The organism is Helicobacter pylori (assembly GCF_014497725.1).
Classification (GTDB): domain Bacteria; phylum Campylobacterota; class Campylobacteria; order Campylobacterales; family Helicobacteraceae; genus Helicobacter; species Helicobacter pylori_DE.
The window spans coordinates 17427-37167 of the sequence record NZ_JACTGF010000011.1; the positions used below are offsets into that span (position 1 = coordinate 17427).

Here is a 19741-nt window from a genome sequence, read left to right on the forward strand (position 1 = left end):
AAGGTTATTCAAACGCGTTTTTAGCCCCTTTCAATGAAATTAGGCTAATTGTTTTAGAAAAAAATCTTTTAATTCCCCTTCTTTAATCCAATAATGCCTATAATCATCCGGCACTCTATCCTTATTTCCATAAAATTTTAAAACCACTTTGATTTTGAAATGGGGATTGTCTTTTGGAGTGAAAACCTTATCTTTAAAAAGTTTATATAAATCTGCCTTGCGTAGGCTACTAGTGTGTTCGGTCCCTTTAGGATCAATGAAACAAATGATTTGCGTGCCGCCCTTTTGCAGCCAAAAGATAAAATCAGGGAAAAATTTCCTTTCTGCAGCGTTGTCTATATAAGGGATAAACAAATTGTCTAAATGCTCATCAATCTTGCTGAACGCCCAAAAATCATAGTTTTCTTGCAGCGTTTCGGTAATCTTTAACAACTCTTCTAAAAAATCGCTCTCGCTCTTTACCTTAACCACATGCTTAAGCCAATCGCAGTTTTTGGCTTTAATGAGTGGGGTGTAGTAATGCTCCTTGAGTTTTAACAGCTCGGCACCACCAACTTCAAAGGTTCTGCCTTGTTTGTGCTTTTCTGTATCATAAGGATCGATCTCGCCTTGCGCGATTTTTTTTATTAGGGTTTCTTTATCCAAAGGCACATACTCTTCCACTTCTTGGATGGTTTGAATCAATTTTTCTTTTTTATCCGCCCTAACTTTAACCCTTTTAAAATGCACGATTTTCTCACTATCTAGGGCGTTAAACTCGTCTTTAGGCACTTTTTGATTGGGGTATAGCTTGCCTTTAATTTCAGAAATCATGTAATCTAAATCTTTATAATGCCAAGTTGATACCTTTTTAAAATGCGCTGTTTGTATCATTTCTTTTAACAGCGTGTAATCTTTAGGGTCATAAATTTCATGCTTTAAAATAAAATGCTTTTCACTCATTAAATGAAAATACTCTTTTAAATCCTTAAAATTTTTTTCGCTCATTTTAAACGAAGCGCTTGGAGAAATTTTAAGAGCGTTGGTTTGTTCTTTTCGGTAGCAAGGCACAAACAAGGCATGCTCTATGGGCGTTTTTTCTAATTTGATTTCACGCCAAGAACCTCTATTCTCACCCCTATTTTCGCTCTCTTTTTGGAACTTTAAAATCGCTTCAAGGCTTGCATGGTTAGTGGGTATCACAAAAAGCGTTTCCAGCATTGCAGCGTTTGGTTTCAATTTTTCTTTAATAGCTTCATCTATGTCTAAATACGCCAACCTTTGGCGTTGGTTTTTGACGCTTTCAATCCTTACGCCCCTGCCAAAAGATTGTTTCACCAACTTTTTAGCGTCATCATCAAGCCCTATATTTAAAAATAAAATCACACTAGGCCTTGTGCTATCCCACCCAGTGTCAAAAGCGCGAGACCCCACTAAGATATTGATACTGCTCTTATCAATCTGGCTGAAATAGCTCTCTTCTTTAAAGCTCAAATTCTTACTCACCACTTTCACGCTCTTTAATTTTTCACAAATCCATTCTGTAATATCGCCTATTCTAATCAGGCAAAAGACTTTATCGCTTGTGTTGAGCTTGAAAGCGATTTCTTGGTTGTTTTTAGGGTTAATGATGACTTCAATATGCCCGCTACTAGCATAAAAAACTGCTTCTTTTAAGCCTTTAAAATCCATGCTCTTTAAGCCCTCTTTAAAAACATTAACCTTATAGTCTTTATCTTTATCATCGCTAAAAAGAAATTCCGGATTCTTTAATTCCTCCAATAAATCGTCTTTAGCTTTTAAAAAATCGCTTCCATCGTCATTTTCAATCACGCGCGCTAAAGTTTTAAAAAAGATTTCCGCATCGCTGTTTTTAACATTCACAGAATGCGTGAAAACGAGCATTAAAGGGTCGTAAAAATAGCCTTCTGTTTGATAGCGTTTTTGCATGCCTAAAAGCAATAACGCCTTTAAAAGCGCGATTTCTTTTTCCCTATCGTTTAAATCTTTCAATTCCTTAAAAGCGCTTAAATTGTTTTTCTTCAATAAGACAGATTCTTTGCCATAGCCAAGCTTCACCCACTCGCCCACGCTCAAATTATACACCGCAGTGATAAGATCGCTTTCTTCGGTGAAAGTGGCGCTGAAATTGAATAAAAACCCTTTTTGAGATAACAGACTAAAAATAGCCTGTCTTTTGCTTTCAGTCTTGTTCCCCTTATGCGCTTCATCTAAAATCACATAGTTTTCCCCATTATCCCAATAATCCTTATAGTTTAAAAGGTTTTCCTTGCTTTCTTCATCATTCATTAAATCCGCGCGGTAATAAAAAAGAGAGATTTTTTCTATGAAAGAACCTTTTGGAGCGTGATGAAAATCTTTATTGGTAACGCTTTTAAGGCTTTTGAAATCAATTTGTTTGGAAAAGTCCTTACCTCGGTTGTATTTTTCAATTTCTTTTTCAAATTGCTTGATCAAATGCTCGTTCGCGCTAAAAAACATGATATTTTTCTTAGGGATTAAACCCATTCTTATAGCCACGCTTAAAAGCTCTACCAGTTTGATAATGACAATCGTTTTACCGCTCCCTGTGGCCATGTAAAAGGCTAAGCGGTTGATAAAATTTTCAAAACTCACGCAATGATTTTCCACCTTAAAATGGCTCTTTAACAAAGGATTGAGTTTCTTTTTAGCGAAATCGCAATTGGCGAATGAATAATGTTTTTGATAAAAAGCGTAAAATTCTTTTTTATTTTCTTTGAAATCTCTAAAATAAGCAACAAGCATTCTAAAAGCGTTAATCAAAGCTTGCTGTTGGTAATCTAAAAGCTCCTTATTACTATCAAAGCTTTTAAAGTCCAGCATTTCTAATGGCTCATTAATCTCGTTAGCGTTCAATTCCTCTTCAGCGAGTTTTTGAGCGACAAAAATTTCGTTATCGGTGGTTAAATCTTTTTTCTTTGCCATGATTTTTCCTTACCAAATGAGCGCTTCTTTTAAGGCTTTTAAAATGCCCACTTCTTTATCATTCCCTTTAAATTTCACCACCTTTTCATTAAAAAACTCCACTCCAACGCCGTGTAAATTTTCTAAAGTCTCTTTAATATCCACGCCCATTTTTTCTAGCGCTTCTATATTGAGCGTGTAAGATTCGTTTTTGCATCCCACTAAATCGCTGTATTGTTCATCATACGCTAGGGGTTTGTCGTTGTCTTCATACTTGATTTTTCTTAAAATCTCTTCATAGCTTTCTAATGCATAAACTTTGATGACTCCACCCCCATTAAATTCTTTAGCCGCACCGCTTTTAAAACCGCCTATAACCTTTTTAAGGCGAGGCAAAATCACGCTCTCAAAATGCTCCCCCATTTCAACACCGATATACTTCCTTTTCAACTTGTGCGCCACCGCGCAAGTCGTCCCGCTCCCAGCGAAAAAATCGCACACGAGATCGTTTTCTTGGGTAGAAATTTCTAAAATGCGTTGGAGTAGGGCTTCGGGTTTGGGGGTGTCAAAAAGTTTAGTTCCATTAAAAAGGGCTAAAATTTCTTTAGTTGCTTCTGTTGTAGTGCCATACTCTGTAAAAATTGTGCGCGTTTTAATGACTTTTTTCGCATTTTTGATTTCATCATAATAAATTACTTCATAAGGGATTAAACGCCCTTTAGAATTTTCTTGCCAAAAAATATGTTCGCTATCCAAATTTTCAGGTTTTTTCCGCCAACGCCCCTCTTCACCATTAGGGGCTATCGGATAAAAATCATTACCGCTTGGATCTTTAATGGAATAATACAGGCTAGGGGCATCAGATCTTAAGGCTCCAGCTCCCCATTTTTCAAGTTTTAGAATTTTAGCTTGTTTGCCATTGATAGTTTTATTGAAGTCTTGTATATCATGGTCTATCTCTGTATCAATGATAGTGAATTTTTCTTTTTGATAGCACAATATATACTCATGCTCTTTTGCAAAATTTTCACTATCTTGACTACCGCCTTTTTTCTTTTGCCATATCAAGTTGGCTACAAAGTTATCACCCCCCCCCCATTAAACACTTCGTCCATGAGCGTTTTTAAATACGCCTGTTCGTTGTCATCAATGCTCACAAACATCGCGCCTTTATCACTCAATAGAGCGTGTGCAAGCTCCAAGCGGTTTTCCATCATAGCGAGCCAACTGGAGCGCTTGAAATTATCCGCATAAACAAATTCATTGTTTTGCGTGTTGTAAGGCGGATCAATGTAAATGCAATCAATGGCTTCTTTATAGCGGTTTTTGAGAGAGTTTAGGGCTTGGTAGTTTTCGCTTTTAATGAGCGTGCCGTTGATTTCATCTTCATTGAATAAGTTTTTAATCTCTTCTTCTAAATCTTTAAAATAGAGGGTGTCTAGGGGCAAAAACTCATTTTCTAAAAGGTTGTCTGTGGTTTTTAAATTCAAGTCTTGCCATTCTTGGACTTGTTTGGGGTAGTTTTTGTGGTTTGTAATTTTATTTAGATCGTAGTTTTTAGCTTTGAGTTTGTCTAGGCTCACAATGAAATGCGAGTTTAACACAAAGCGAGGTTTGTTCCAAATCTTACAAAGTTCGTTTTCAAATTCGCTCACTAATGAAATTACTTCTAAAGCCACTTCTTTAATAATGTTGATCTCATTCAGGCGTTTAGCATCAAATGCAGTCATTTCTTTAAAAAGGTATTCAAACAGATACAAATCCAACTGCTCTTCTAAAAACACTAGCGCGTTTTTATGGATAAAATAATCCATGCTGCCTTGCTTTTTGAATTTCACAAACGCTTTTTTTAACACTTCTTCATCAAGTTTGATGCCTTGATTGGAGCATTCTTTGAGGATTTCATTCGTTTTTGTTTGAGTCCCCTTGCTACTGAGCGTAACGCTAAAATTTAAGGTGTTAGTTTTTGGGTCTATATCTTTTAAATCAAAGATTAAATCCACTTTTTCATTATACTTTTTGCTCTCTAGTAAAGAAGTGTCAAAATTAAAAAGAATGTTTTCTAATTCAAAGCAAAAATCCTTATAGTTCGTTTCGCTTTTCACATAGTAAAGATCTTTAGTTTTATAAAATAAAGCGGTGTCTTTTTTAAGGGAGCATTTTTCGTAATCGCTTTTAGTATAAAGGCTGTCATAAAGGGGCGTGTCGTTGAAATAAATCCCTCCATTAGCGCTGAAATAACGCTTGAAAAAGCTATAGAGTTTGTCAAACAATTCTTCTTTGAGATCGTTGTTGTCTTGGCATTTACAATCAATGAGTTTTTTTAATTCTTGTTTTTTTCTTTGATAATACTGGCTTTTAGCCTTTAATAGATTGACCATGCCACTTTTTAGCGCTTTAGGGGTAGGATCTAAAAGGCTTTCTTGTTGGTCTTCAATCTTAACGCCTATGAAAAGGTTTTCTAAAACTTCATAAAATTGCACCTCGTTCGTTTTCATTATCACGCTCCTTAAAAAACATGGAAAGTATTATAACAAAGCCCACCCATTAAGCGCTACAATACCCCCATGCAAAAAAAGATTTTTTTACTAGAAGACGATTACCTTTTAAGCGAGAGTATCAAGGAGTTTTTGGAGCATTTGGGCTATGAAGTGTTTTGTGCTTTTAATGGGAAAGAAGCTTATGAAAGGCTCTCGGTTGAGCGCTTCAACCTCTTGCTTTTGGATGTGCAAGTGCCTGAAATGAATAGCTTGGAATTGTTTAAGCGCATCAAAAACGATTTTTTGATCTCTACGCCTGTGATTTTTATCACCGCCTTACAGGATAACGCTACTTTAAAAAACGCTTTTAATTTAGGAGCGAGCGATTATTTGAAAAAGCCTTTTGATTTGGACGAATTGGAAGCGCGCATTAAAAGGTTTTTCAATGACGATCCGATAGAAATCATGCCTAACATTTTTTATCACCAAAATTGCTTGAGTGTCAGGGGCAAAAAAGAGATCTTACCGCCCAAAACCGCCCAACTTTTAGAATACTTTTTAGAGCATAAAGGGCAAATCATCAGCTCTCAAGCGTTAGAAAACAACTTATGGGAACAAGCGATTGATGATTCCACCTTACGCACTTACATTAAAGTGTTGCGCAAGCTTTTAGGTAAAAATTGCATAGAAACGCATAAGGGGGTGGGCTATCGCTTTAACCCACTATGAAAAAAAATCCCTCAAACTCTTTTTAGGGACTTATTTGGGCTCTTCGTTTGTGTTAATGCTAGTGATTAGCGTTTTAGCGTTTAACTATGAAAAAAACGAAAAAATCAAAATGATACGCATGGACATGGACAAAATGGCTTCTAAGATCGCTAGTGAAGTAATTGCCTTGCACATGCAAACGCATGGGGATTACCACAACGCTTTAAACGCTCTCATTTCACGCTATAAAGACGCTTCCATAGCCCTTTTTGATAGTAAAAGGCGTGTTTTATATTCCAATATCCCTGAAAGTGCGGATTTGATTAAAAACCATAAAGAAGCGGGCTTTTTTAGTTTTAGGGGAGAGTATTACCTGTTTAGCGATGAAACTTTCGCTCACTTAGGCGTGGCTAAAATGCTTTTTAAAAATTCTAAACCCCTGCATTTTTCTTCTTTGTATCGTAACATTGTTTTAGTGTTTGTCATAGCGTTTTTATGCGTGATAGGGGTTTCTGTGTTTTTAGGGCGTTTGTTTTTAAAGCCCATTAGGAATGAAATCACCCGTATTGATCATTTTTTAAAAAACACCACGCATGAATTAAACACCCCCATGAGCGCTTTAGTCTTGTCTTTAAAAACCTTAGAAGACAACCAACAACACCGCCGCATTAAAATCGCTATCCAGCGCATGAGTTTTTTATACCGCTCGCTCTCGTATTTAGTGATGCAAGATATTGAGCGCGAATCGCTTATGCTTTTAGATTTAAAAGCCCTGATTATTAAAGAAAACACGCTTTTTAGCGAGATGATAGACTACCACAAGCTGGAATTTAAAAGCGATTTAGTGGGAGTGGAATTTAAGGCTAAAGAGCAGGATTTCCTTTCGCTTTATAGCAATTTGCTCATGAACGCGATCAAATACAGCGTCATGCATGGGTATATCCACATAGAGCTAACGCCTGAATTTTTGAAAGTGAAAAATTTAGGGTATGAAATCCCTAAAGACAAGATCACAGAATTAAGCGTTCGTTATGCGCGTTTCAATTCTAGCGTGTTGGGTTATGGTATAGGGTTAGATTTAGTGAAAAAAGTGTGCGAAAAGTATAAAATGCGTTTAGAAATTCATAGCGAACCCTCTTTAAAAGGATCGTTTTACGAAAATTCGTTCTGTATTCAATTTCAAGGATAGAGATGCTTTCAGTGTATGAAAAAGTGAACGCTCTAGACAAAAGGGCGATTGAAGAATTGTTTTTAAGCGAAGACATTTTAATGGAAAACGCCGCTATGGCTTTAGAAAGGGCGGTTTTGCAAAACGCTTCTTTAGGCGCTAAAGTCATTATCCTTTGTGGGAGCGGGGATAATGGGGGCGATGGCTATGCTCTAGCTAGGCGTTTAATAGGGCGTTTTAAAACGCTAGTTTTTGAAATGAAACGAGCCAAAAGCCCCATGTGCCAATTGCAAAAAGAAAGGGCTAAAAAAGCAGGGGTAGTCATCAAAACATACGAAGAAAACGCCCTTAATCAAAATTTAGAATGCGATGTGTTAATAGATTGCGTGGTAGGGAGCGCTTTTAAGGGCGGATTAGAGCCGTTTTTAAACTTTGAAAGCCTTTCTCAAAAAGCGCGCTTTAAAATCGCTTGCGATATTCCTAGCGGGATCGATTCTAAAGGCAGGGTGGATAAGAGGGCGTTTAAAGCGGATTTGACTATCAGCATGGGCGCTATCAAATCATGCTTATTGAGCGATAAGGCTAAAGACTATGTGGGGGAATTGGAAGTGGGGCATTTGGGGGTTTTTAATCCAATTTATGAGATCCCAACGGACACTTTTTTACTAGAAAAAAGCGATTTGAAACTGCCCTTAAGGGATAGAAAAAACGCTCATAAAGGCGATTACGGGCATGTGCATGTTCTTTTAGGCAAGCATAGTGGGGCGGGGTTATTGAGTGCAATAAGTGCGTTAAGTTTTGGATCTGGGGTGGTGAGTATTCAAGCGTTAGAATGCGAGATAACTTCTAATAACAAGCCTTTAGAATTGGTTTTTTGTGAAAATTTCCCTAACTTCTTGAGCGCGTTCGCTCTTGGCATGGGTTTAGAGAATATTCCAAAGGATTTTAAGAAGTGGCTTGAATTGGCCCCATGCGTTTTAGATGCGGGCGTTTTTTATCATAAAGAAGTGTTACAAGCCTTAGAAAAAGAAGTGATCTTAACCCCTCACCCTAAAGAGTTTTTATCGTTATTGAAATCAGTGGGGATCAATATAAGCATGCTAGAATTATTAGACAATAAACTAGAAATCGCAAGGGATTTTTCTCAAAAATACCCCAAGGTGGTTTTGCTTTTAAAAGGGGCTAATACCCTAATCGCTCATCAAGGGCGAACTTTTATCAACAATTTAGGGAGCGTGGCTTTAGCCAAAGCAGGCAGTGGCGATGTGTTAGCGGGGCTTATTTTAAGCTTGCTTTCTCAAAATTATACGCCTTTAGACGCCGCCATTAACGCAAGTTTAGCGCACGCCCTAGCGGGTTTAGAATTTAAGAATAATTACGCTTTAACGCCCCTAGATTTGATAGAAAAGATCAAACGATTATAAAAGGATAAAAATGGATCATTTAAAGCATTTGCAGCAATTGCAAAACATTGAAAGGATCGTGCTTTCAGGAATTGTGTTGGCCAATCATAAGATTGAAGAGGTCCATAGCGTTTTAGAGCCTAGCGATTTTTACTACCCGCCTAACGGCTTGTTTTTTGAAATCGCTTTAAAACTGCATGAAGAAGATTGCCCCATTGATGAGAACTTTATCCGCCAAAAAATGCCTAAAGACAAGCAAATCAAAGAAGAAGATCTGGTCGCTATTTTTGCGGCAAGCCCTATAGACAATATTGAAGCCTATGTGGAAGAGATTAAAAACGCTTCCATTAAACGAAAACTTTTTGGCTTGGCTAACACCATTAGAGAGCAAGCCCTAGAAAGCGCGCAAAAATCCAGCGATATTTTAGGCGCTGTGGAGCGAGAAGTCTATGCGTTATTGAATGGCAGCACGATAGAAGGCTTTAGGAGCATTAAAGAAGTGCTTGAAAGCGCAATGAATCTCATTACAGAAAACCAAAGAAAGGGGAGTTTGGAAGTTACTGGCATACCGACTGGCTTTGTCCAGTTGGATAATTATACGAGCGGTTTTAATAAGGGGAGTTTAGTCATTATAGGGGCAAGGCCGTCTATGGGTAAAACCAGTTTGATGATGAACATGGTCTTAGCTGCGCTCAATGACGATAGGGGGGTAGCGGTTTTTAGTTTGGAAATGTCCGCAGAGCAACTCGCTTTAAGGGCGTTATCGGATCTCACTTCTATTAACATGCATGATTTAGAAAGCGGGAGGCTTGATGATGATCAATGGGAAAATTTAGCCAAATGCTACGATCACCTTTCGCAAAAAAAACTCTTTTTTTATGATAAAAGTTACGTGAGAATGGATCAAATCCGCTTGCAACTACGAAAGCTTAAATCCCAACACAAGGAATTGGGTATCGCTTTTATTGACTATTTGCAACTCATGTCAGGGAGCAAAGCCACTAAAGAACGCCATGAGCAGATCGCTGAAATTTCAAGGGAGCTTAAAACTTTAGCCAGAGAGTTAGAAATCCCTATCATAGCGTTAGTGCAACTCAATCGCAGCTTAGAAAATCGAGACGATAAACGGCCCATTCTTTCGGATATTAAAGACAGCGGAGGGATTGAACAGGACGCTGATATTGTTTTATTTTTATATAGAGGCTATATCTATCAAATGAGGGCTGAAGACAACAAAATAGACAAACTCAAAAAAGAAGGCAAAATTGAAGAGGCGCAAGAGTTGCACCTAAAAGTTAATGAAGAAAGGCGTATCCACAAGCAAAATGGCAGCATTGAAGAGGCTGAAATCATTGTGGCTAAAAACAGGAATGGGGCTACAGGAACGGTTTATACGCGTTTTAACGCTCCTTTCACGCGCTATGAAGACATGCCCATAGATTCCCATTTAGAAGAGGGGCAAGAAACTAAAGTGGATTATGATATAGTTACAACTTGAAAGACAAAACTTTTCAGGGGGCGTTTGAACTTCTTTCAACCCCCAAAGAATACTTATGGTGTGGGGTGTTTTTAAGCCTTTTGTTGGCAATCAATCTCTATTTAGAATACTTGAATTACCAAAAGCTTGATTTTTCAAAACCTACAAGCCTGAACGCTCAAATCTTGTTGCAATACCCCAAAACTAAAGATCAAAAAACCTATTTTGTTTTAAAGCTCCAATCAAAGGGCATGATCTTTTACACCACCATTAAAGAGCCTTTAAAAAACCTCCAATACCGCCATGCGCAATTTTTTGGTAAGATTAAGCCTTGCTCGTTCTTAGAGTCTCTAAAATCATGCTTTTTTCAAACCTATTCTTTTTCTTTAACGCGAAAACAGGATTTTAAATCGCGTTTGCGCCATTCCATTGACAGCGCCCATTCCAACGCTTTGGTGGGTAATTTGTATCGAGCGTTATTTATAGGGGATAGCTTGAATAAAGACTTAAGAGATAGGGCTAACGCGCTAGGGATCAACCACTTACTAGCCATTAGCGGGTTTCATTTAGGGATTTTAAGCGCGAGCGTGTATTTCCTTTTCTCTCTTTTTTATACCCCCTTACAAAAACGCTATTTCCCTTACAGGAACGCTTTTTATGATATAGGGGTTTTGGTGTGGGTTTTTTTGCTGGGGTATTTATTGCTATTAGATTTTTTACCCTCTTTTTTCAGGGCGTTTTTAATGGGCTTATTAGGGTTTTTGGCATGCTTTTTTGGGGTAAGGATCCTAAGTTTTAAACTTTTGATTTTAGCGTGCTGTATCGCCATAGCGTTACTCCCTAAATTGCTTTTTAGCGTGGGGTTTTTGCTTTCTGTTTGTGGGGTGTGGTATATCTTTTTATTTTTAAAACACACTCAAATTTTTTTTAAAGATTCTTCTTTTTTCAAGCGATCGTTTCAAGCGATTGCTTTAAGCGTGTTAGTGTTTTTGAACATGCTCATTATTGCACATGCCTTTTTCCCTATGTTTTCGCCCTACCAGCTTTTTAGCATTCCTTTAGGCTTGATTTTTATCGTGTTTTTCCCTTTGAGTTTGTTCTTGCATGCGGTGGGTTTAGGGTCTTTGTTGGATCATTTTTTAAGCATGCCTTTAACAATCCCCACGATTTCGGTTTCTTCACCCTTATGGCTTTTAGGGGCGCATTTATTTTTAACGATTCTAAGCACTCGTTTTTTTAAAGTTTATTTAAGCATGAATGTTTTGAGCATGGGCTTTTTCTTGTATTGTTGCTATCAATATATTATAATGCCTAGTTCAATTGTGGGTTAGAAAAGTCATTTTATTAGGGATCAAATAATTGCTTAAAAAAATCACGCACCAAATCAAAGCTTTAAGCGAATTGGTCGCATTAGAGCATACGATATTTTCTAGCATGTTTTTACTCATGGCTATGGTCATAAGCTCCTATCAAAAAAATCAAACGCTCTTTTTTGGGTTAGAAACCTTAATCCTTTGTTTTTTAGCCTTATTAGGGGCGAGAAACTTCGCTATGGGGTTTAACCGCTTGGTGGATAGAGATATTGATAAGGATAACCCAAGGACGAAAAACCGCCCGAGCGTGGATGGCAGGATCAGCGTTAAAGGCATGGTGGTTTTTAGTGCTTTAAACGCTCTTTTATTCGTGGGGGTGAGTTATTTCATTAACCCTTTAGCTTTCAAGCTTTCGTTACCTTTTTTAATCATTTTAGGGGGGTATTCGTATTTCAAGCGCTTTTCTTCTTTGGCGCATTTCATCGTGGGTTTGGCTTTGGGTTTGGCCCCCATTGCGGGAAGCGTGGCGGTTTTAGGGGATATTCCTTTATGGAATGTCTTTTTGGCTTTAGGGGTGATGCTGTGGGTGGCTGGGTTTGATTTGCTCTATTCTTTACAGGATATGGAGTTTGATAAAGAGAGAGGCTTGTTTTCCATTCCTAGTAAATTAGGGGAAAAATGGTGCTTGAACCTTTCAAGGCTCTCACACTTTGTGGCGCTAATGTGTTGGCTTTGTTTTGTGAGGTGCTATCATGGGGGGCTTTTTGCGTATTTGGGATTAGGGGTTTCAGCCTTGATTTTACTCTATGAGCAGATCTTAGTGGCCAGAGATTATAAAAACATTCCTAAAGCTTTTTTTGTGAGCAATGGCTATTTGGGGGTGGTGTTTTTTATTTTTATCGTCCTTGATGTGGGGTTTAAGCATGCATGAGTTGGTTTTAAGATCCCAAGCTTTAGGGTTTGAAACGCGCTTAGTCCAGTGCGATTTATCGTTCTCTTATGAAAGGTTTATCTCTAAAAGTAAACGCTCTTTAGCGGTATTAGAAGAATTTGATTGGTTAAATTCTGGCTTTGATTTTTCACGCTTGAATGTTGAAAATGACACTCTGGAATTGCTCAAAGCGCTGTATTTTAAATTAGAAAAATTAGAGAGCCTGCTTTTAAAAGAAAACCTGCTTGAATTGGAGCAAAATAACCGCATCATCGCTTTAGGGCATGGGCTAGTTTGCCTAAAAAAACAAAGCCTGATAGCGCCTCAAACTTATTATGGGCGTTGCGTGTTAGAAGGGAAAATCCTAGCTTTTTTTGGCGTGGCAAGGGATAAAGATTTTTTAGAAATCACTCGCATGCACGCCTTAGACATCAAGCGTTATGATTCTTTCATTGTTAATAGCGAAAGAAAAGGCTTGAAATTATGAATGGGAGCAATCATGTTATCTTCTAATGATTTGTTTATGGTCGTTTTAGGGGCGATTTTATTGGTGTTGGTGTGCTTGGTGGGGTATTTATATCTTAAAGAAAAAGAGTTTTACCATAAAATGAGGCGTTTAGAAAAAACCTTAGACGAATCCTATCAAGAAAATTATATCTATTCTAAGCGTTTGAAAGAATTAGAGGGGCGTTTGGAAGGCCTTTCTTTAGAAAAGAGCGCTAAAGAGGACAGCTCATTAAAAACGACTCTTTCGCACCTTTATAGCCAGTTGCAAGAAATCCAAAAATCCATGGACAAAGAGCGCGATTATTTAGAAGAAAAAATCATTACTTTAGAAAACAAATTCAAAGACATGGGGCATTATGCTGCTAGCGATGAGATCAATGAAAAACAGGTTTTGAAAATGTATCAAGAGGGTTATAGCGTGGATTCTATTTCTAAAGAATTTAAAGTGAGTAAGGGCGAGGTGGAATTTATATTGAACATGGCAGGGTTAAAATGGTAGCTTTAAGCAACGCTCTTTCAAGGGTTTTTGGCTCTGTGGCTGGCTATAAATTCCCTTCTTTTATCCAAAAAAGCATCAACGCTCTTTATGTTAAGATCTTTAAAATCGATTTGAGCGAGTTTGAGCCTTTAGAAAATTATAGGAGTTTGAACGCCCTTTTCACGCGCTCTTTAAAAAAAGAACGGCCCTTTGACAAAGCCCCTAATATTTGCATTGCACCTTGCGACGCTTTAATCACCGAATGCGCTTGTTTAGACAATGATACCGCTTTACAAATTAAAGGCATGCCCTATAAAGCGCATGAATTAGTGGGCGAAATCAACCCCTTAAGCCCTTCTTTTTTCTATGCGAATTTTTACCTTTCGCCCAAAGATTACCACCACTACCACGCCCCTTGCGATTTAGAAATTTTAGAAGCTCGTTATTTTGCGGGGAAATTACTGCCGGTCAATAAGCCCTCACTTTACAAAAACAACAATCTGTTTGTGGGCAATGAACGGGTCGCGCTTGTTGCAAAAGACATTCAAGGTAATAGGTTATATTTTGTAGCGGTGGGAGCGCTAAATGTGGGTAAAATGCGTTTTAATTTTGATAAGAATATCCAAACTAACGCTAAAGCCCGTTTCACGCAAACCTATTCTTACAACCCGCCGATTAAGGTTAAAAAGGGGGATAATTTAGGGAATTTTGAAATGGGCTCTACTATCGTTTTATTCATTCAAAACACCGCTTTTAAGGATTTGAAAGAAAAAAGCGTGAAGTTTGGGGAAAGTATAGGGGAATTTCATGCCAACTGATAACGATTTAAAAACTTCTATTGTGGAATTATTGCGCGATTTAGACGCGCTTTTAGTGGCTCATTTTTATCAAAAAGATGAGATTGTAGAGTTGGCTCATCATACAGGCGATAGTTTGGAATTAGCTAAAATCGCAAGCCAAAGCGATAAAAACCTCATCGTGTTTTGCGGGGTGCATTTCATGGGCGAAAGCGTGAAAGCCCTAGCCTTTGACAAACAAGTGATCATGCCCAAACTCTCATGCTGTTCTATGGCGAGGATGATTGATAGCCATTACTACGATAGAAGCGTCCATTTATTGAAAGAATACGGCGTTAAAGAATTTTACCCTATCACTTATATCAATTCTAACGCTGAAGTGAAAGCCAAAGTCGCTAAAGATAACGGCGTGGTCTGCACGAGCCGCAACGCTTCTAAGATCTTTAATCATGCCTTAAAACAAAATAAAAAAATCTTTTTTTTACCGGATAAATGCTTGGGGGAAAATCTAGCCCTAGAAAATGGCTTAAAAAGCGCGATTTTAGGCGTAAATAGCCAAGAAGAAATTAAAAACGCTGATGTGGTTTGTTATAACGGCTTTTGTTCGGTGCATCAGCTTTTCAAGTTAGAAGACATTGAATTTTACCGCCAAAAATACCCCGATATTTTAATCGCTGTCCATCCAGAGTGCGAGCCTAGTGTGGTTTCTAACGCTGATTTTAGCGGATCAACGAGTCAAATCATAGAATTTGTAGAAAAGCTAAGCCCCGATCAAAAAGTCGCCATAGGCACTGAAAGCCATTTAGTCAACCGCTTGAAAGCCAAGCGCAACCATCAAAACACTTTCATTCTTTCTAGCACGCTCGCCTTTTGCCCCACCATGAATGAAACGACTTTAAAAGATTTGTTTGAAGTCTTAAAAGCCTATAAAAACCACAGGGCTTATAATACGATTGAATTAAAAGATGAGGTGGCGCGTTTGGCCAAACTCGCTTTAACTAAAATGATGGAGTTGTCCTAATGGAGATTAGAACCTTTTTAGAACGCGCTTTAAAAGAAGATTTAGGGCATGGGGATTTGTTTGAAAGGGTGTTGGAAAAGGATTTTAAAGCCACGGCTTTTGTTAGGGCTAAACAAGAGGGCGTGTTTTCAGGCGAAAAATACGCTTTAGAGTTGCTTCAAATGACCGACATTGAATGCGTTCAAAATATTAAAGATAAAGAACGCTTCAAACCTAAAGACACCTTAATGGAAATTAGGGGGGATTTTAGCATGCTTTTGAAGATTGAGCGCACCCTTTTAAACCTTTTGCAACACAGCAGCGGGATCGCCACTTTAACGAGCCGTTTTGTAGAAGCTTTAAATTCTCATAAAGTGCGCTTGTTGGACACACGAAAAACGAGACCCCTTTTAAGGATCTTTGAAAAATATTCCGTGCTTAATGGGGGAGCGAGCAACCACCGATTAGGGCTAGATGACGCTTTAATGCTTAAAGACACGCATTTAAAGCATGTGAAAGATTTAAAAAGCTTTTTAACGCATGCCAGAAAAAACTTGCCTTTCACGGCTAAAATTGAAATTGAATGCGAGAGCTTTGAAGAGGCCAAAAACGCCATGAATGCGGGAGCGGATATTGTGATGTGCGATAACATGAGCGTTGGAGAAACGAAAGAAATTGCCGCTTACAGAGAGGCACATTACCCCTTTGTCTTATTGGAAGCGAGCGGGAACATCTCGCTAGAGACCATCAACGCTTACGCCAAAAGCGGCGTGGATGCCATTAGCGTAGGGGCTTTAATCCATCAAGCCACTTTTATTGACATGCACATGAAAATGGCTTAAAAACTTTAAAAAGGGGTTATTAGCATGCTAAAAGAATATTTAGAAGGCATTAAAAACATCACGCCTAAAGAGAACGAACACGCGCACCGCCATTCTTTATACACCTTGCTTGAAAATTTAAAAAACGATTTTAATAAAGAATTTAAGATTGAACATGAGCCTAACAGAGACAAACAATGGGGGCAGCCTGATTTTCGCATCTCTTATCAAGGGCTAAACATCGGCTATATAGAAAATAAAAGGGTAGGGACTAATCTTAACCAACTCTTAGAAAGCGATCAAGTTCTTAAATATTTAGAATTAAACCCCAACCTCATGCTCACGGATTACCTTAATTTCGTGTGGGTAGGGAAAGATGAAGAGAATAAGCCTTCAATTAAAAGAGAAATTTCTATCGCTAGCCTTGATGAACTTTCTAAACCCCTAAAACCCAAACCGCAAACCGAGTGCGATCTGATTGAATTGTTTAGAGGCTTTTTCAATCACGAAGCAGCCCCTATTACTAACGCTAAAGATTTCGCAAACGCATTAAGCGCGCCCACCAGGTATTTAAAAGACGCTCTAATCCAATACCAAAAAGACATGCAAGTTTCTAGCATTTTTAATAATTTTAAAGAATATCTTTATGAAGAATTGAGTTTTGAAGACTTTAGCGATGCGTTCGCTCAAACGCTCACTTACAGCCTTTTTTTAGCCAAACTCAACCACCCTTTTGAAAAAATTGATTTGAATAATGTGAGGAGCTCCATCCCTAAAAACTTCGCTGTGATCAGAGAAATGGCGGATTTTTTAAAGAAGCTTGATGCAATCAAAGAAATCCAATGGCTTTTAAATGAAATTCTAAGCTTGATCAATCATGTTGATATGGGCTCTATCATTAAAGATTTGAATGACGATAAAGACCCTTATTTACACTTTTATGAAACCTTTTTAAGCGCTTATGACCCTAAATTGCGAGAGAAGAAGGGCGTGTATTACACCCCAGATTCTGTGGTGAAATTCATCATTAACGCTTTGGATAGCCTGCTCAAAACGCGTTTCAAAGACGCTCCCTTAGGCTTAAAAAGCGCTTTGGATAACGAAAACATCAAGCTCTTAGATTTTGCTACCGGCACCGGCACTTTTTTATTGGAAGCGTTTAGAAAAGCGCTAGAAACGAGAAAGACAAGCGATGGAGGCACCTCCACTAAAGAGGACAAATACCAAAACCTCTTGAAGCAATTCTATGGGTTTGAATACTTGATCGCTCCTTATGCGATCGCTCATTTGAACCTCAGCCAAGCCTTTAAAGAGGAATTTAAAAAACCTCTCAAAGAAAACGATGCGCTTAAAATCATTTTAACCAACACCCTCATACAGCCTAGTGAGATCATCGCTTATCGTGGGCTAAACCCGATTTTTGAAAAAGAGCTTTCAAACGCCCAAGAAATCAAAAAAGATGAAAAGATTCTTATCATCACCGGTAACCCCCCTTATAGCGGGGCGAGCAGTAATGAGGGTTTGTTTGAATGGGAAGTGAAAGCCACTTACGGCATAGAGCCTGAATTTCAAACCATAGAAATTGAAAAAAACGTTAAACTCACCGATAAAATCCAAACGCTTTTAGACAATATTCAAAAACAAAAAGAAAGCGGCAGTAAAGACGCCCTAAAGGCTCTTAAGAACCTCCATTCCAAATACAAACTACAAAAGGAGAAAAACCCTAAATGGCTCTTAGACGATTACGTGAAATTCATGCGTTTCGCTCAAAACAAGATTAAATCATTAGGGCATGGCCTTTTTGGCTTTATCTCTAACAACGCCTTTTTAGACAACCCTACTTTTAGGGGGTTAAGGCGCTCTCTTTTAGAGTGCTACGATGAGCTTTATATCCTAAACTTGCATGGAAATGCGAGGAAAAAGGAGGAAACCCCACAAGGCGCAAAAGATGAAAACGTTTTCAATATCATGCAAGGCGTCTCCATCAACCTCTTTGTCAAAAAGGCGCAAGCAACCAAGCAAAAAATCCACTATTATGATGTTTATGGTCAAAGGGCTGAAAAATACGCCTTTTTAGCCCAACATGATTTGAATAGCATTGAGTGGCTTGAGCTTGCCCCAAGAGAGCCTTTTTACTTGCTGTTGCCTTTAAAAACGCCCTTGTTAGAGGAATACGAACAAGGCTTTAGCGTTCAGGAGATGTTTCAAATTGGAAGCACCGGTATTTGTTCGCAACGAGACCATGTCGTTTTCCACAAGGACAAAGAAAGCTTGCTAAAGCTTTTAAAAGATTTTTCAACCTTAGAACCCAGTGAATTACGCAGAGTTTATAATATTAAAAAAGATGGTAGGGATTGGCGTTTAGAATATGCTATTAAAGACATTAAGGCAAACGCTAACAATTTAGAAGAATACATTGTTTCGTGCCAATACCGCCCTTTTGATTTTTACTACACTTATTATACCGGTAAATCAAAGTCTTTTATCGCTTATCCACGAGGCGAAGTCTTCAAGCACATGTTACCCCCCCCCCCCAACAAACCCTAAAACACCCAATCAAACGCGCAAAAATGTCGTGCTCAACACCCCACGACAGCTAAAAAACAACGATAAAAGTTGGACGCAATGCTTTATAAGCTCTCATATTAACGATCAAGGGTTAAGCTCTGGGGGCAATGGGGCTGGGGTTAATTACCCCCTTTATCAATTCAAACACCCCAACTACACCGAAAATTTTACGCCAGAGTTTAGAAGCTTTATAGACAAGCATTATAGCCACCCTTTTGAGCCGTTAGAGGTTTTAGGCTATATCTATGCACTATTGTATTCCCCAAATTACCGCAAGCGTTATGAAGATTTTCTCAAAGCCGATTACCCTAAAATCCTTTTCACAAACAATAAAGATTTGTTTAGGGCTTTAAGCCTTTTAGGGATTGAATTAATCGGCTTGCATGTCTTAAACCAAGAAAGCCTGAATCACAGCTTTGAAAAATTAAAAGACGCCACCATAGGCGAATCCTACTATAAAGAAGCGCATGATCGTAACCCCATCATCAAAAAACCCTATCATAAAAAGCCAGAACAACGGCTTTATATCAACCATAGTGCTTATTTTAGGGGGGTGAGTGAGGAAATTTATGATTATAGAATAGGGGGGTATGGCGTTTTAGACAAATATTTAAAAAGCCATAAAGACGAGCCTTGCGACTTTGATCATGTAAGCAATATCATTAAAGTCATCGCGCGCACGATTGAAATCCAAAAGACGCTTGGATTTTTGACGAGCGATTTGCCTCATTTAAAAGGGAATGACAGCAAAGCCTTAATGCAAGAAATCTTGCAAAATCCACCCCCCCCCCCCCATTTAATACCAATATCGCCCTTATCTTATCGCGCCAAGCCAAAGCCATCGGAGATTTTGACTTTGATGCCGCATTCATCAGCAAAGAAGCAAGCGACAACAATATCTACCGCAGAGGCGGAGGTTCAGCCTTCCCTTTATTCTGCCTTATCTAATCTCGCTCTAGTTTGCGATAGAGGCTCTAAAGTAAGCCCCATTTCTAATGTTTTTGTAACGGGCATGCTTTGCGATTTGCATTTGAATGGATCGGGGAGTTACGCGTTTTTATTATACCGATTAAAATAGGTGGGGATAGGTAGCTTCTATCACTTGATGTATTTGCATTTGATGCATTTGATGAGAACAAAGCTAAAGATTAAACATTAAGATAGC

At 38.4% G+C, this 19741-nt stretch carries 15 protein-coding genes and 1 pseudogene; 13 read left to right on the forward strand and 3 right to left on the reverse strand.

The genetic code is table 11. From position 1 onward, the window contains the following. Positions 1 to 39 precede the first annotated feature (39 nt). Genes H7N69_RS07000 through H7N69_RS08025 form a run of 3 tightly spaced genes read right to left on the reverse strand, consistent with a single transcriptional unit; the run spans position 40 to position 5423 of the window. Positions 40 to 2946 (reverse strand): DEAD/DEAH box helicase family protein, encoded by a 2907-nt coding sequence (locus H7N69_RS07000; protein ID WP_187885220.1) that lies wholly within the window; start codon positions 2944 to 2946, stop codon positions 40 to 42. A gap of 9 nt (positions 2947 to 2955) precedes the next feature. Beyond that, complete coding sequence (locus H7N69_RS08020) at positions 2956 to 3993, reverse strand: DNA methyltransferase (protein WP_187885221.1); 1038 nt, start codon at positions 3991 to 3993, stop codon at positions 2956 to 2958. A gap of 5 nt (positions 3994 to 3998) precedes the next feature. After that, on the reverse strand, positions 3999 to 5423 hold the full coding sequence (locus tag H7N69_RS08025; protein WP_187885222.1) for a DNA methyltransferase: 1425 nt from the start codon (positions 5421 to 5423) through the stop codon (positions 3999 to 4001). A gap of 69 nt (positions 5424 to 5492) precedes the next feature. Here H7N69_RS08025 and crdR point away from each other — a divergent pair, with 69 nt between their 5' ends. The 13 genes and pseudogenes from crdR (at position 5493) to H7N69_RS08110 (ending at position 19654) form a co-directional block, all read left to right on the forward strand. Then, a complete protein-coding gene (crdR, locus tag H7N69_RS07015) occupies positions 5493 to 6134 on the forward strand; it encodes a copper response regulator transcription factor CrdR (protein WP_001169751.1) in 642 nt (213 codons plus the stop codon). Next, positions 6100 to 7302: a copper-sensing histidine kinase CrdS gene (gene crdS / locus H7N69_RS07020; protein WP_187885236.1), complete on the forward strand. Its 1203-nt coding sequence runs from the start codon at positions 6100 to 6102 to the stop codon at positions 7300 to 7302. The genes crdR and crdS overlap by 35 nt, the downstream gene beginning before the upstream one ends. A gap of 2 nt (positions 7303 to 7304) precedes the next feature. After that, a complete protein-coding gene (locus H7N69_RS07025) occupies positions 7305 to 8705 on the forward strand; it encodes an NAD(P)H-hydrate dehydratase (RefSeq protein ID WP_187885223.1) in 1401 nt (466 codons plus the stop codon). A gap of 10 nt (positions 8706 to 8715) precedes the next feature. Beyond that, positions 8716 to 10182 (forward strand): replicative DNA helicase, encoded by a 1467-nt coding sequence (locus H7N69_RS07030; RefSeq protein WP_187885224.1) that lies wholly within the window; start codon positions 8716 to 8718, stop codon positions 10180 to 10182. Next, positions 10179 to 11492 (forward strand): ComEC/Rec2 family competence protein, encoded by a 1314-nt coding sequence (locus H7N69_RS07035; RefSeq protein ID WP_187885225.1) that lies wholly within the window; start codon positions 10179 to 10181, stop codon positions 11490 to 11492. Before H7N69_RS07030 ends, H7N69_RS07035 begins: the two co-directional genes overlap by 4 nt. Before the next feature lie 70 nt (positions 11493 to 11562). Beyond that, entirely contained in the window at positions 11563 to 12405 is an 843-nt protein-coding gene (mqnP, locus tag H7N69_RS07040) for a menaquinone biosynthesis prenyltransferase MqnP (protein WP_232260226.1), read from the forward strand. Continuing rightward, positions 12398 to 12892 carry a hypothetical protein gene (locus H7N69_RS07045; RefSeq protein ID WP_025445760.1) on the forward strand — a complete coding sequence of 165 codons (495 nt, stop codon included), beginning with the start codon at positions 12398 to 12400 and terminating at the stop codon, positions 12890 to 12892. Before mqnP ends, H7N69_RS07045 begins: the two co-directional genes overlap by 8 nt. A gap of 12 nt (positions 12893 to 12904) precedes the next feature. After that, a complete protein-coding gene (locus tag H7N69_RS07050; RefSeq protein WP_000953098.1) occupies positions 12905 to 13411 on the forward strand; it encodes a DUF6115 domain-containing protein in 507 nt (168 codons plus the stop codon). Then, positions 13405 to 14208: a phosphatidylserine decarboxylase gene (locus tag H7N69_RS07055; protein WP_000226237.1), complete on the forward strand. Its 804-nt coding sequence runs from the start codon at positions 13405 to 13407 to the stop codon at positions 14206 to 14208. The genes H7N69_RS07050 and H7N69_RS07055 overlap by 7 nt, the downstream gene beginning before the upstream one ends. Then, positions 14198 to 15208 (forward strand): quinolinate synthase NadA, encoded by a 1011-nt coding sequence (gene nadA / locus H7N69_RS07060; protein ID WP_187885226.1) that lies wholly within the window; start codon positions 14198 to 14200, stop codon positions 15206 to 15208. Before H7N69_RS07055 ends, nadA begins: the two co-directional genes overlap by 11 nt. Beyond that, positions 15208 to 16029 (forward strand): carboxylating nicotinate-nucleotide diphosphorylase, encoded by an 822-nt coding sequence (gene nadC, locus H7N69_RS07065; RefSeq protein ID WP_187885227.1) that lies wholly within the window; start codon positions 15208 to 15210, stop codon positions 16027 to 16029. Before nadA ends, nadC begins: the two co-directional genes overlap by 1 nt. A gap of 24 nt (positions 16030 to 16053) precedes the next feature. After that, positions 16054 to 18608 (forward strand): annotated as a pseudogene (locus H7N69_RS07070) (type ISP restriction/modification enzyme). Continuing rightward, the gene (locus tag H7N69_RS08110) at positions 18584 to 19654 is read left to right on the forward strand and encodes a type ISP restriction/modification enzyme (protein WP_332246456.1); all 1071 of its coding nucleotides are present in this window, start codon (positions 18584 to 18586) and stop codon (positions 19652 to 19654) included. Before H7N69_RS07070 ends, H7N69_RS08110 begins: the two are co-directional and overlap by 25 nt. Positions 19655 to 19741: the final 87 nt, after the last annotated feature.

Bases quoted from the DNA above. Each gene is read 5' to 3' on its own strand.
- H7N69_RS07000 (WP_187885220.1), bottom strand. From the start codon at position 2,946: ATGGCAAAGAAAAAAGATTTAACCACCGATAACGAAATTTTTGTCGCT.
- H7N69_RS08025 (WP_187885222.1), bottom strand. From the start codon at position 5,423: ATGAAAACGAACGAGGTGCAATTTTATGAAGTTTTAGAAAACCTTTTC.
- crdR (WP_001169751.1), top strand. From the start codon at position 5,493: ATGCAAAAAAAGATTTTTTTACTAGAAGACGATTACCTTTTAAGCGAG.
- H7N69_RS07025 (WP_187885223.1), top strand. From the start codon at position 7,305: ATGCTTTCAGTGTATGAAAAAGTGAACGCTCTAGACAAAAGGGCGATT.
- H7N69_RS07030 (WP_187885224.1), top strand. From the start codon at position 8,716: ATGGATCATTTAAAGCATTTGCAGCAATTGCAAAACATTGAAAGGATC.
- H7N69_RS07045 (WP_025445760.1), top strand. From the start codon at position 12,398: ATGCATGAGTTGGTTTTAAGATCCCAAGCTTTAGGGTTTGAAACGCGC.
- H7N69_RS07050 (WP_000953098.1), top strand. From the start codon at position 12,905: ATGTTATCTTCTAATGATTTGTTTATGGTCGTTTTAGGGGCGATTTTA.
- H7N69_RS07055 (WP_000226237.1), top strand. From the start codon at position 13,405: ATGGTAGCTTTAAGCAACGCTCTTTCAAGGGTTTTTGGCTCTGTGGCT.
- nadA (WP_187885226.1), top strand. From the start codon at position 14,198: ATGCCAACTGATAACGATTTAAAAACTTCTATTGTGGAATTATTGCGC.
- nadC (WP_187885227.1), top strand. From the start codon at position 15,208: ATGGAGATTAGAACCTTTTTAGAACGCGCTTTAAAAGAAGATTTAGGG.